Raw genomic sequence first — 13,609 nt, 5'->3', positions numbered from 1 at the left:
TTGTCATTTAGAACCAGGTTGAAGCTCCGCCATATTCTGCGAGGCCTCATCGAGGAGATGCTTTGCCTCTGGCAGGCTGATGTCGACGGGCACCGGATGAAAATCTGAGCGGACCTCATGATGATCCTTGCTCACGCTTTTGAAGAGGACGACGTGCCCGGAGACGTGTACATCCACAAGGTCCGTCTTCCAATGCGTTGCATTCACCTGTTCGCGATGAATGTTGAAGTTGCCGCCTTTGTCGACGTAGCCAAGCAGTCCATAGCCGAAATCGATGCGGTCGATGACTTTACCGTGCATGGCGACAAACCGTTTCAATCGTTGATTGATCTCGATAGTACCGGCCATACCGTGAAACACACGCGCCTCATAAGTAGGCGGCCTGAAGTCCGGGTTCGGTTTGAAGTTCAGCGTAATGATGTCGCCGTTCGCTGGCCCGTTCGGCTCGAAAAGGAAGGCTTGCGGCATGAGCGCGATTAAGCGTTGCATACGCTCCTCATCCTGTTGATGGTCTTCGCGGTTTTTCGCGAGTGCGCGGGGGTTTTGCAGCAACCCCTCCAACCGTGCATGCTCTTTCTTTTCTTCAGCATCGCTGAGAGGCCTGCCATCCTGATCCAATATGAGGAAGATTGGCCCCTCTTTTGTCTCTACCTGATATTTCGAATAACTGATGCCGGCGATCTTCTGTTCCATATGGTATTTCCAGAAGCTGTCGCGCTCTCGATCCTGCAACTCGTTGTAGGCTACGTCTTTCACGAGCTGCCGTACCTCATCTGGACTGAGCTGGGCAAAACTCACCCGGCCAAACAACAGGAGTCCGGCGGAGAAAAACAACGCGTAGCGGGCAATCCGGATCATCATCTCTTCTCCACTGTTGGATGCTGCGATTGTGCGGTGCTTTCTGGCTTTGGCCTGTAAAAATCCTGCGACTTTCACGCGATCTCTGCAGACGGCTCCAAAATAGTAATCACGCTGCTACACTGATCCCATGTTAGATGAGCTTACCTTCCGCAAACATGCGGATGCTGCTATCGAGTCTCTGAAAAAAAGCTTAATTGCTGCTGAAGAAGACGGCGATTTTGAAGCCGAGGAACAAAACGGCGTGCTCAATATCGTCTTCGATGAGCCACCGGGAAAGTTTGTGATTACGCCCAATACGCCGGTGCGACAGATATGGATCTCTGCGCTGTCAACCAGCTTTAAGCTTGACTGGTCAGATGCGGCGCAGGTGTTTGTGCTGCTGAAAAACGGCACAGAACTTAAGCCGCTGGTCGCGCGGCTTATCAATGAGCATCTCGGAACAGACACGGTCACGCTAAATTAGCAGGCTGCTCGATGGGAAAGACCCTCTCTGTCGCCATCATCACGAAAAATGAAGAGGCCAATCTGCCTCGAACCCTGGAAAGCGTTCGCTGGGCGAATGAAGTCGTCGTCGTTGATTCGGGGTCTACGGATGGGACTGTAGAAATTGCGTGGAGCTTCGGCGCAAAGATCGTGCTCGAAGAGTGGCGAGGGTTCGGGAAGCAGAAAAATCTGGCAATCGAGTACTGCAGCTCCGAGTGGGTGCTCTCGCTCGATGCCGATGAAGAAGTCAGCGCGACGCTTGCACGCGATGTGATGCAGTTGCTGGATACACAGCCGGCATCCGACGCTTACTTTATACCGCGACGTAATTTCTTTCTCGGTCGCTGGATCAGGTATGGCGGCTTCTATCCGGATCGCAAGCTGCGCCTCTTCAAGAAAGGAGCAGCCCGGTTTCAGGAGCGTGTTGTGCATGAAACTCTGCAATGTTCCGGCAAGACTGGAGAATTGCAGGGTGACCTCGTTCATCACGCTTACCCCACGCTTGAAAGCTACATCGACCATATGAATCGCTACAGCACGCTGGGAGCGGAGCAGGCGATTGCTAACGGAAAAAGCGGCAGAAGCTGGCCTGCTTTCGTGTGGAATGTGCTCCTGAATCCAGTTGCAACTTTTTTCTACAATTACGTGGCTCGCCTGGGCTTTATGGATGGACGCGAGGGCTTGCTTCTGCACGCATATCACTCTGCCTATGTGAGCTGGAAATATGCCAAGGCATGGGAGTCGCAGGCGAGTAGAAATCCATAAATTTCTGGCTTGTTTTTTCTGAACGAGATAGGCTCCGTATATCTTCCTTCAAAAGGCTGATCGATGCTTCCGTTGCGTTGCCTGTTCTCGCTCTTTTTGTCGATTGCAATGTGCCTGCCTGTTCTTGCCGATACACAATCGATCTCACAGAAGACTGCCGGCACGCAAAAACTCGATGGCTTCTTCCCGATTGCATGGGATACCAAAGCCGGCAAGCTCTATCTTGAAATTGACAGCTTCGGTAAGGATTTTCTCTTTCTTGATTCTTTGCCCTACGGGGTCGGCTCGAACGATCTCGGACTCGATCGCGGCCAGCTTGGACAGGGTCGCGTGGTGCGTTTCTACCGCAGCGGTCCGAAGGTTCTGCTGATTGAGCGCAATCTTCAATACCGCTCAAGCTCGCCTCATGCTGAAGAACAACTCGATGTGTCGCAGTCCTTCGCCGAGTCTGTTCTGTGGGGTTTCAAGGTAGAAGCCGAGGACGGCGATAAAGTACTTGTCGATGCTACAGATTTTTTTCTGCATGATGCGCATGGGGTAGCCGAACGCCTGCAGCAGAGCAAACAAGGCAGCTATCGCCTGGATGCCAGCCGCAGCGCCATCTCCATGGAGAGCACCAAAAACTTTCCCCTGAACACAGAAGTGGAATCGGTGCTCACCTTCGCTACGGACGATCCTTCGCATGCGAAGCTAGTCGCCTCAGTTACACCCGATGCGCATGCCGTGACCGTGCATGAGCATTACTCTTTTATCCAGTTGCCTGATGACGGATATAAGCCACGAGCTTTTGACCCTCGCGCCGGATATTTTGATGTGAGCTATCGTGACTATTCAGCGCCGCTCGGCCAGCCGATGGATATCCACTTCGTTGCGCGACATCATCTGCAGAAGAAAGATCCCACTGCTGCGATGAGCGAGCCGGTCAAGCCCATTGTTTATTACGTGGATCGTGGAGCGCCTGAGCCGATTCGCAATGCGCTTGTCGAAGGAGCGAGCTGGTGGAACCAGGCTTTTGAGGCAGCCGGATTCAAGGATGCTTTTCAGGTGAAGGTGCTGCCCGAAGGCGCCGATCCGATGGATGTGAGATACAACACCATCCAGTGGGTACACCGCTCCACGCGGGGATGGTCCTATGGAGAAGCGGTCACTGATCCACGCACCGGAGAAATCATCAAAGGCCAGGTAACATTGGGCTCTTTGCGCAGCCGCCAGGATTATCTGATTGCCGAAGCATTGCTTTCTCCATACCAACAAGGGAAGCCGGTTCCCGATGCGATGAAAGAGATGGTGCTTGCGCGCATTCGTCAGCTTGCAGCGCACGAAGTGGGCCATACGCTTGGGCTGGCGCATAACTTTGCTGCAAGCTCTGTAGCGCCGGGTGACTCTGTCATGGATTATCCGCATCCCTGGATTACTCTGAAGCCGGATGGCACACCTGATCTTTCTCATGCCTACACAACAAATATCGGAGCATGGGACAAAGTAGCCATTGCGTATGGATACTCTGACTTTCCGCAAGGAACTGACGAGCACAAGGCGCTCGACGCCATTCTGCGAAAAGCAACCGACGCGGGCCAGCTCTTTATCACCGATGAAGACTCACGTCCTCTGGGCAGCGCTCATCCGCATGCGCATTTGTGGGATAACGGAGCCGATCCGGCAGACGAACTGAATCGGATTCTTACTGTTCGTGCTGCCGCTCTGAAGCGCTTCGGAGAGAATGCCATCCAGCCGGGCCAGCCTCTGGCGCAATTGGAAGACACACTTGTGCCCCTCTACTTACTGCATCGCTATCAAACAGAAGCTGCCAGCAAGGAGATAGGTGGGCTGGATTATCGCTATGCTTTGCGCGGCGACGGCCAGCTCATTACGCGCGATATTCCTGCGGCTGAACAGAAGAAAGCTCTGGATGCGGTTTTGCATACCCTTGATCCGGTCGCTCTCACGCTGCCACAATCGCTGCTGAATTCGCTGCCACCAAGGCCTCCCGGCTATCCGAGTAATCGGGAATCCTTTCCCGGACGCACCGGACTTACCTTCGATCCGCAGGGAGCAGTCGAATCAGCAGCGGGCCTGACGGCCGGCCTGCTCTTTGAACCAACACGCGCGAGCCGCCTGGTGGAGGAGAAGCTGCGTGATCCTTCTTTGCCGGGTCTTGACGATGTTATTCATCGAACGCTTCAGCAGACGTGGTACGCGCCGCCTCTGTCCGGTTCAACTTTGGCAACGCAACTCACAGTCGAGGATGTCGTGTTGCGTCATCTGCTCGCGCTGGCTGCATCACAGTCTGCGTCTCAGGAAGCAGCTGCAGTCGCAGAGGCAGAGGTCGATCTACTCAAGACCTGGATCGACGGTAAAGTAAGTGTCGCGAGTGACTCGTCTTTGCTGCACGCTCATTGGCTCGGCGCGAGGAACGAGATCGAACTCTTCGACAAGGACCATTCGAAATTCGCGAAAGTGGATGGTCTGGAAACCCCTCCGGGCCAGCCTATCGGCGATGACGAGGATTTCTAAATCTGAGGTGATGTATGCCTGATGAGCCGTTCGCTGATACGCCCACGCCGAAAGATGCGACGGAAAAACAACGCTGGGAAAAACAAGTGCTCGAACCAGCGCTGAAAAAATCCACCGAAAGAGCGATCGGTGCGATGAGCGGCGCCAATATTGGCAGAGACAGCCGTGCTCATTTCACCACTGTGTCCGGCGTGCCGGTAGAGCGCCTCTACACGCAAATGGATGTGGCGGACGACAGCGAAACGAGTCCTAGTCTCCCTGGCGAACCTCCGTACACGCGCGGCATTTATGCGAACGGTTATCAAGGCAAGCTCTGGACCATGCGGCAGTTTTCCGGTTTCGCTTCACCGGAGGAGACAAACCTACGCTACAAATATCTGCTGGCCAATGGAGGCGGGGGGCTCTCGGTTGCCTTCGATCTGCCGACTCTGATGGGCTGCGACTCCGATGATCCTCAAAGCGAAGGCGAGGTTGGCAAGTGTGGCGTCGCTATTGACTCGCTCGAAGACATGGAGACGCTTTTTTCAGGAATCAATCTCGAACAAACGACTGTCTCGATGACGATCAACTCGCCAGCGAGCGTTATCTGGGCCATGTATCTTGCGGTTGCCGAGCGTCAGGGAGCGGACTGGACGAAGATTTCAGGGACGCTGCAAAATGACATTCTCAAAGAGTACATCGCGCAGAAGGAATATATCTTTCCACCTGCTCCTTCCATGCGCCTGGTCGTGGATACCCTGGAATTTGGCTCACGATTTACACCACGCTTCAATCCAATTTCCATATCGGGCTACCACATCCGCGAGGCAGGATCGACTGCTCAGCAGGAGCTGGCGTTCACGCTCTATGATGGAATCGAATACGTAGAGTGGGCGCTCCGTCGCGGTCTCGCCATAGATGACTTTGCCCCGCGTCTCAGCTTTTTCTTTAACTCGCACAATGACTTTTTCGAAGAAATCGCCAAGTTCCGCGCGGCGCGCAAAGTCTGGTATCGCGTGATGACGGAACGCTTTGGGGCGAAGAGTCCGCGTTCTACCTGGATGCGGTTTCATACACAAACTGCCGGAGTTTCACTCACGGCCCAGCAGCCGAAGAACAATATTGCACGCGTCGCATTGCAGGCGCTGGCCGCTGTTCTGGGCGGCACGCAATCGCTGCACACCGATGCCTATGATGAGGCTCTGGCGCTGCCTACTGAAGATGCCGCCCGCATTGCCTTACGAACACAGCAGATCCTTGCCTATGAATCCGGTGTTGCCGAGGTCGCCGATCCCCTCGGCGGTTCTTATTTCGTCGAGCATTTTACTCAGGACATGGAAAAGGCTGCGTTTGCCTATTTCGATAAGCTTGACGCGTTGGGCGGTATGGTACGCGCTATCGAACAAGGCTTTCCGCAGAAGGAAATTGCCGACGCCAGCTATGCCTATCAGCGGGCGGTGGAAGCAGGAGAAAAGATCATTGTCGGCGTGAATGAATATGCAGTCGATGAGCCCGCACCGCAGATTTTGTATATCGACGAGTCAGTGCGCGATGCGCAGACGGCAAAATTGAAGAGGTTGCGGCAAGAGCGTTCAGGTGAAGCCGTCGCGCGAAGCCTGCTTGCTCTTTGTCATGCTGCGGAAAAAGAGCCAGCGGCCGCAGAGGGTATCTCCACCACGAACACCATGCCGTATTTGCTCGATTGCGTGAAGGCCTATGCCACGATCGGCGAAATCTGTAACGCTCTTCGTAAGGTGATGGGCACCTATGATGAGGTGAGCGTCGCGTAGCCAACGAGCCAAGTAATCGTTTCCCGGAGCGAAGGAGTAGAGTTCGTATAATCAAACGTGCTACAAATCGCCTATGAGTCATGACCCGAAAGATAAGCAGGAAGCTCCACATAGTGGTGACCCCATCAATCTGAAGCAGCTTGCCTCTATCCTTCAGCTCTCCCAGACTACCGTTTCGCTTGTGCTGAACAATTCTCCAGCGGCCAAGTCTATACCGGCGCATACGCGCGAACGCGTCTTCCAGGCTGCGCGTAAATTTCACTACCGGCCAAATTATTTTGCACGCTCTCTGCGCCGCAATCGCAGCATGTCGATCGGCGTCATTGCGCCTGATCTGAGCGAAGGCTATTTCACCATGGTCATGAATGGCGTGGAAGAATTTCTGATCCGCGCGCAATACTTTTATTTCACGGCGAGCCACTATTGGAATATGGAGTTGATGCAGGAGTATCCGCGCCTCCTGGTGGAGCGCGCGGTGGATGGCTTTCTGCTGCTGAACACTCCGTCAGAGATCCGCAGCCCTTTACCGACGGTTGCCGTCTCGGCGCACAACAACTCACCGGGCGTCACGAATGTTGTGCTCGATCATCTCAAGGGCGCTGAACTTGCACTGCGGCATTTATATGAGCTTGGTCATCGCAAAATGGCCTTCGTGAAAGGTCCCAACATCATTCCCGATACAGAGTATCGGTGGCGCTCCATTCTGGAAGTAGCGCGGGAACTCGGCATCGAGATGCAAACGGATCATTGTATTCAACTGGATGCTGACAGCTGGTCGCCGGAGGTCGGCTACGGGCCGATGCGCGATCTGCTGGCACGCACGCGTGATTTCACCGCCATCTTCTGCTTCAACGATATTTCGGCGATCGGCGTTATCCGCGCTATTTACGACGCGGGACTTACGGTTCCCGGCGATATCTCTGTGGTTGGATTTGACGACATTATGAGCGCGGCTTATCACCAGCCAAGTTTGACGACGGTGCGTCAACCACTGCGCGAGATGGGCCGCCAAGGTGCTCAAGTTTTGCTTGAGATGATTGCACAACCATCTAATCAGTTCCCGGAAGAGATCGTGATGCAGCCTGAGCTGATTGTGCGCGAGTCGACTGGACCGGTCAGCACTCGGCGGCCCAAGCGAAAATCTTAGAAGCCCCTACTTATCTGTACTCTTCAGCTGCCGCCCTATGACTTCAAGCACGCCTGCTCCAGCCGCTAATGCGCGCCTGCTATCCTCAGAGCGGAAGCTTTTGAGCAGCGCCCATAGGGACGGCGGCTCTTCTTGCCTGGATTGCTCGACTGCAGCCGGAACCGCCTCAGACAGTTGATGCAGAATTTCGGGATCGATGCTTCCAAGCAGCTTTGCCAGGATCAATACATTGCGGATGCTACGCACTGATTCAGGCTGAGTGATGAGGCGTACGGCGTGATTTACTATCTCGTCGCCTGCTCCCACGGTTCCTCGTAAAAGATCGAGTGTGCCGGAATCATGCAATTGCTGCAGCAACTCGTAGAGGGAAAGCATCGCGTCGGCGTGCTCTACGGGAGCGTTGTCCAAACGACGCTGTAACTCCTCACGTGCGTTGCGAGGCTGCGGGCGTATCTCGATTGGCTTTGCCATTACTTTGCTCCCTTGGTCTGAATCTGAACCAATTCATTACCGGGCATCGAGTAATCGGCACGCTTCCATTTGCGTTCTACTTCTACGCCTCTCTGGGGCGTTGGTTTGCCGTAGCGGAAATTGATGCGAGGCAGCGGATTCTCGCCTCGCCAAGGCAATGCCTTCATCTTTACCGGCGTTTCTTTGTAGGCAGGTGTGTGCGTCTGCCTGTCGGTGTAACTCCCTGTCAGCAGGTTGACCGGACTTTCCGGGGAGTTGAGAGGCATGTAAAGCTGGTTGCCCTTGACTCGATCTGTGACCAGAACCCGCGTACGAATTTCGCCATGTTTGGAAGTGATATCGACCCACTGACCGGTAACAACACTGCGAGTCTCCGCCAATTCCGGCGATACTTCTACGAATCGATTAGGCGTTTCTTCCTTTACGCCGGCGACGCGGTAGGTCATGTTGCCTTCGTGGAAGTGTTCCAGCAACCGGCCATTATTCAGGTGCAGGTCAAATTCATCGTTTTCCTGATCGCACGGCGGCAGCCACTCTAATGGATAGAAGTTCGCTTTGCCGTCCGGGAATTTGAAGTTCTTCGTATAGAGAAGCGGCTCATCGGTGCCGTCTACCGCCACCGGCCACTGCAGCGTCTTATATCCGGCAAGGCGATCGTAGGTGACACCTGCAAACATCGGCGCGAGCGAAGCTGCTTCGTGCATCACATCGGCCGGGTGGGTGTACTTCCAATGCGCTCCAAGCCGATTTGCAATCAGCTGCACTATCTCCCAGTCCGGCTTGCTTTCACCCAATGGCGGAAAAGCCTCATAGAGCCGTTGAATGCGCCGTTCCGTGTTCACGAAGGTGCCGTCCTTCTCCAGACTCGGACTTGCAGGCAGCACCACATCGGCGTAGCGGCAAGTCTCGGTGAAGAAAATGTCCTGCACGACGAAGAAGTCGAGCATGGAAAAACCTTCACCCACACGGTTCGCATTCGAGTCGGCGCTGTACATGTCCTCACCAAAGAGATAAATGCCCTTCATCTTGCCGTCGAAGATCGCATCCACCATTTCATGGTTGTCGAGGCCTTTGCTGGTAGGCAGTGTCACACCCCACGCCTGTTCGTAGCGTTTTCTAACCTCTTCATCTTCTACTTTTTCATATCCCGGATAGTAGATCGGCATACATCCGAAATCACTCGCGCCCTGCACGTTGTTATGGCCACGCAGAGGATAGGCTCCGGTTCCGGGGCGCATGTAATTGCCCGTTGCGAGCAACAGGTTTGAGATCGCTGTTGAAGTATCCGAGCCGCCGCAATGCTGCGTCACTCCCATCGCCCATAGTGCGCAGACGGAAGGCGCGGCAGCGATTTCATCCGCCACATGAATCAATGTTTCTCGTGAAATACCGGTGATCTGCTCTGCGAACTCCAGCGTGAAAGGCTCAAGGCTCTTCTTATATTCATCGAGTTTATTAACCCACTGCTCGATGAAATCCATCTTGGCCTTGCCACTGTCGATGATGTATCTGGTGATCGCTGAAAGCCACACCAGGTCGGTGCTCGGCGTCGGACGCAAATGAATGTCCGCACGACGAGCCATTTCATGCTCACGCAGATCGGCCACGATCAGCTTCTGCCCATGCAGCTTGTGGGCCCGCTTCACCCGAGTCGCGAGTACCGGATGGCTCTCCGCTGTGTTGCTGCCGATAATCAACACCAGCGAAGCCTTGCCGATATCGCTGATCGATCCGGAATCGCCGCCATAGCCGACTGTCCGGAAAAGTCCCTGCGTTGCGGGTGACTGGCAGTAGCGTGAACAGTTATCCACGTTATTTGTGCCGACGACTGCACGCGCCAACTTCTGCATCAGGTAATTTTCTTCATTCGTGCACTTGGAAGAGGAGATGAAGCCCAGTGAATCCGGTCCGTGTGCGGCCTTGATCTCCTTGAACCGCTTCTCTATCAGATCCAGCGCCTCATCCCAACTCGCCTCGCGAAAACTTTCTCCTTCTCGAATCAGCGGCTTCTGCAGGCGATCCTTATGGTTGACGAAATCCCATCCGAATTTTCCCTTAACGCAGGTAGAAATGTTGTTCGCTGCGCCTTCGCCCGGCTCGACTTTCAGAATGTTTCTGTCTTTTGTCCATATATCAAAGGAGCATCCGACACCACAATAAGTGCAGACGGTCTTCGTCTTCTTGACGCGCACCTGGCGCATGCCGGCTTCGGTTTCTGAAAGCTGTAGAATCGGCCCGTATCCAATCTCCGGCTCAACTGCTTTCACAAGGTCGATCATTCCGTTCAAGGCATCGGCGGGCAAGTGAGTGAAGTATCCTGCCTCGCCCAGCATGGATTTCTCCATGAGCGCATTGCATGGACACACCGTGATGCAGTGGCCACAGCTCACGCAGCTCGATCCGCCGATCTGCTCTCCGCCATCCCACAGAACACGCGGGTGCTCGTCTTCCCAGCGAATGGAGAGCGTCTCATTCACCTGGACATTCTGGCAGGCTTCGACACACCGTCCACAGAGAATGCACTGATCAGGGTCATAACGATAAAACGGGTTGGAAAAGTCTTTTTCGTATGGCTTTGGCTTGTAGGGATGCTTCTGATGCTCCACCTTCAGCAGCGCCGTGGTGTTGTGCACAGTGCAATTACCGTTGTTGTTGTCACACACGGTGCAATAAAGAAGATGATTGCCGAGAATGCGATCGAATGCTTCGTGCTGGGCCGCCTGGGCTCTCGCCGATTCTGTGGCGATGGTCATTCCGTCTTGCGCAGTCGTACCGCAGGCCCGCACCAGCTTGCCATTCACCTCAACCATGCAGGTGTCGCATGTCTGGATCGGTCCAAGATGATGGTGATAGCAGACCTGCGGTACTTCTTTACCAGTCCGGTTGATTGCATCGATGAGTCGCTCGCCGGCGCAGGCCGTAGCCAAGGCTCCGTCAATCGTGATCTCAACGGCAGGAAGGTCTGTTGGTGAATCAGGCAGCAAGGACGAAACAAGGTGACCGGAGGCTTCCGTAGCGCGCATCATATGAGTCCTTTTGTTCGGTTGGATGCAACCCCGAGCACGTATCGCTGCCAATATTGGACGCTGATATATCGCGAAGAGAATATATCAGAGGCGCGAGTGCTGCCGGATTGGCCAAGAAATGAGACATTCAAGCGGCTCGCTCCATCTAACAGGTAAGTTTTATTCCTATAACGCCGCAGGAGGCAGCATGGAGTTTGTGAATCTTGGGTCGACCGGACTGAAGGTGTCCCGCATTTGCCTTGGAACGATGACCTATGGCTCGAAGAAATGGCGCGAGTGGATCCTTGAGGAAGAAGAGAGCAAACCATTCTTCCGGCGCGCTTTGGAAGCGGGCATCAACTTTTTCGATACTGCCGACGTGTATTCGCTCGGGGTGAGCGAAGAAATTACGGGCCGGGCATTAAAGGAATTCGGCCCCTCACGCGACAAGGTTGTGATCGCCACAAAGGTATTCAACGCTATGGGCGACGATCCTAACCAGCGCGGTCTCTCGCGCAAACACATTATGCATGCCATTGACGACAGTCTGCGCCGCCTGGGAACAGATTACGTCGATCTCTATCAGATTCATCGCTTCGATGATCAAACACCGATTGAGGAAACGATGGAAGCGCTCGATGATGTCGTGCGCTCTGGCAAGGCCCTCTACATTGGCGCATCATCGATGTATGCGTGGCAGTTCCAACAGATGCTCCACATTTCTGACACGCTCGGGCTTAGTCGCTTCGTTACGATGCAAAACCACTACAACCTCGTCTATCGCGAGGAAGAGCGCGAAATGATTCCCCTCTGCAAAGATCAGGGGATCGGCCTGATACCGTGGAGTCCGCTGGCGAGAGGTTTTCTTGCGGGCAACCGAAATCAGAAAAATCGTGGAGAAACAACACGCGCTAAAACCGATGATTTTGCCCACAACCTCTACTACCGCGATTCAGATTTCACTGTAGTTGATCGCGTCACGGAGATTGCTAAAAAACGAGGCGTAAGCAATGCGCAGATTGCGCTCGCCTGGATGCTGGCCAAGCAGGAAATAGCGGCGCCCATCGTGGGAGCCAGTAAGATGCATCATCTTGACGATGCGCTTGCCGCTCTTGATGTCCATCTGGATGCCGACGAAATCAAAGCGCTGGAAGAACCCTACGAACCGCATCCTGTTCTCGGTCACAGCTGAGCGGGATTCACCTCATCTGCCGCGACGAAGAATCTCATCGTTATTACTTATTCTGAGATTCTTCTCGCGGAGTGCCTTCAGACTTCCGGTTCCGGCTCCAGTATCTGAAGGTCGAGCGTAGGCTCCAGCAGGCAATCGAGCCCGGCAATCTTCTCCAAAGCCCGCTTCAACACGGATGAAGCACACGGTTCGACAATGACAACAAACGGCAGGTTTGCCTTAGTGTGCCCTGGCTTCTGTAGGATGGCGTGGATATTGATCTCCTGTTCCGCCAGCGCTCCAGCGATCTGAGCGATAATTCCGGGACGGTCTTTTACGATAAAACGAATGTAATGCCGCAGCAGGAAATCTCCGCTCACATCCATCTTGCGACTCGGCATATCAATCGCACGTGAACCGTGAGCAATCGCCAGCAGGTCGGAGATGACTGCGACTGCGGTTGGATTGCCTCCGGCGCCGTGGCCGGAGAAGACGACATCGCCGCCGTAAGCTCCTCCTACCAGAACCATATTCTCTGTACCCCGCGACCACGCAAGCGGCGACGTTTTCGGCACGAGCATCGGTCCCACCGTGGCGAGAACCCGACCATTTCGCAGCTCGGACCTGGAGATCTGGCGAATGGTGCAGCCCAACTCGCTTGCATAGGCGAAATCAATAGCCGCAATTTCGGTGATCGCTTTCGCCGGAACCTCTGCTGTGGTCAAGTCAGCACGCAGTGCGATGCGCGACAGAATCACGAGCTTTGCGCGTGCATCAAACCCGGCCACGTCCTCGGTCGGATCGGCCTCTGCATAGCCCAGCGCCTGCGCTTCTTTCAATATTGGCGCAAACTCCGCACCATCTTCCATCTTGCTCAAAATGAAGTTGCAGGTGCCATTCAGGATGCCTTCGATACGCGTAATACGATCGCCTGCCAGCCCCTGCTGGAGGCCGGGAATCACGGGCACGCCGCCAGCGACTGCGGCTCCGTAAAATAAATGGCAGCCTTTGCTGCGCGCCAGTTTGTCGAGAGCGATGCCGTGCTCGGCTATCAGCTTTTTATTCGCAGTCACAACAGACTTCCCTGCTTCGAGGGCCTGCCGAACCCAATCGCCTGCAGGGTTAAGACCGCCAGCCAGCTCCAACACCACGTCAACCGGTGACGATAAAACATCGTGGATATTTTCTGTCCAGGTGACGTTCGCCGGAACCCAGTCGACACGCTTGCGCGCAATGTCGCGGTTAAAGATGTGCGTCAGTTCCACGCCTTGCGGTTTTGCGTCACAAAGTATGCGAGCCACCGAGCTTCCAACTGTTCCAAAACCCAGGATGGCTAATTTCAAAGGATTCACTTGCGCGTCAGACACCGATATTTCCTCTGCCTTCTTCCCAACTATTTAGAGTTTCAAATCTGAGCGAAACG

The 13,609-nt window shown here is 54.5% G+C and carries 10 protein-coding genes; 6 read left to right on the top strand and 4 right to left on the bottom strand.

Going from position 1 to position 13,609, the window contains the following annotated elements; genetic code table 11:
• Positions 1-3: 3 nt before the first annotated feature.
• Positions 4-861 carry a hypothetical protein gene (locus GSQ86_RS19220; protein ID WP_158751809.1) on the bottom strand — a complete coding sequence of 286 codons (858 nt, stop codon included), beginning with the start codon at positions 859-861 and terminating at the stop codon, positions 4-6.
• A gap of 127 nt (positions 862-988) precedes the next feature.
• Here GSQ86_RS19220 and cyaY point away from each other — a divergent pair, with 127 nt between their 5' ends.
• The 5 genes from cyaY to GSQ86_RS19195 all read left to right on the top strand — a co-directional run bounded on the left by cyaY (position 989) and on the right by GSQ86_RS19195 (position 7,539).
• Positions 989-1,324: an iron donor protein CyaY gene (gene cyaY, locus GSQ86_RS19215; protein ID WP_158751808.1), complete on the top strand. Its 336-nt coding sequence runs from the start codon at positions 989-991 to the stop codon at positions 1,322-1,324.
• A gap of 11 nt (positions 1,325-1,335) precedes the next feature.
• Positions 1,336-2,109 (top strand): glycosyltransferase family 2 protein, encoded by a 774-nt coding sequence (locus GSQ86_RS19210; protein WP_158751807.1) that lies wholly within the window; start codon positions 1,336-1,338, stop codon positions 2,107-2,109.
• A gap of 63 nt (positions 2,110-2,172) precedes the next feature.
• A complete protein-coding gene (locus tag GSQ86_RS19205; protein ID WP_158751806.1) occupies positions 2,173-4,623 on the top strand; it encodes a zinc-dependent metalloprotease in 2,451 nt (816 codons plus the stop codon).
• Between the two features lie 14 nt (positions 4,624-4,637).
• Positions 4,638-6,392 carry a methylmalonyl-CoA mutase gene (locus GSQ86_RS19200; RefSeq protein ID WP_158751805.1) on the top strand — a complete coding sequence of 585 codons (1,755 nt, stop codon included), beginning with the start codon at positions 4,638-4,640 and terminating at the stop codon, positions 6,390-6,392.
• 73 nt (positions 6,393-6,465) lie between these two features.
• Complete coding sequence (locus GSQ86_RS19195; RefSeq protein WP_158751804.1) at positions 6,466-7,539, top strand: LacI family DNA-binding transcriptional regulator; 1,074 nt, start codon at positions 6,466-6,468, stop codon at positions 7,537-7,539.
• 6 nt (positions 7,540-7,545) lie between these two features.
• On the opposite strand, the gene GSQ86_RS19190 is transcribed toward GSQ86_RS19195, so the two are convergent.
• Both GSQ86_RS19190 and fdhF read right to left on the bottom strand, forming a co-directional pair.
• On the bottom strand, positions 7,546-8,010 hold the full coding sequence (locus tag GSQ86_RS19190; protein WP_158751803.1) for a DUF1641 domain-containing protein: 465 nt from the start codon (positions 8,008-8,010) through the stop codon (positions 7,546-7,548).
• Positions 8,010-11,036 carry a formate dehydrogenase subunit alpha gene (gene fdhF, locus GSQ86_RS19185; protein WP_254062496.1) on the bottom strand — a complete coding sequence of 1,009 codons (3,027 nt, stop codon included), beginning with the start codon at positions 11,034-11,036 and terminating at the stop codon, positions 8,010-8,012. The genes GSQ86_RS19190 and fdhF overlap by 1 nt, the downstream gene beginning before the upstream one ends.
• Positions 11,037-11,154: 118 nt before the next feature.
• Here fdhF and GSQ86_RS19180 point away from each other — a divergent pair, with 118 nt between their 5' ends.
• Positions 11,155-12,207: an aldo/keto reductase gene (locus GSQ86_RS19180; RefSeq protein ID WP_305782171.1), complete on the top strand. Its 1,053-nt coding sequence runs from the start codon at positions 11,155-11,157 to the stop codon at positions 12,205-12,207.
• Between the two features lie 77 nt (positions 12,208-12,284).
• Here the strand turns inward: GSQ86_RS19180 and GSQ86_RS19175 are convergent, their stop codons facing one another.
• Positions 12,285-13,553: a homoserine dehydrogenase gene (locus tag GSQ86_RS19175; protein WP_254062495.1), complete on the bottom strand. Its 1,269-nt coding sequence runs from the start codon at positions 13,551-13,553 to the stop codon at positions 12,285-12,287.
• Positions 13,554-13,609: the final 56 nt, after the last annotated feature.

Source organism: Acidobacterium sp. S8, from assembly GCF_009765985.1.
Classification (GTDB): Bacteria; Acidobacteriota; Terriglobia; order Terriglobales; family Acidobacteriaceae; genus Alloacidobacterium.
The sequence above is the reverse complement of the archived record's forward strand: the minus strand, read 5'-3'. Positions and strand labels throughout refer to the sequence as shown.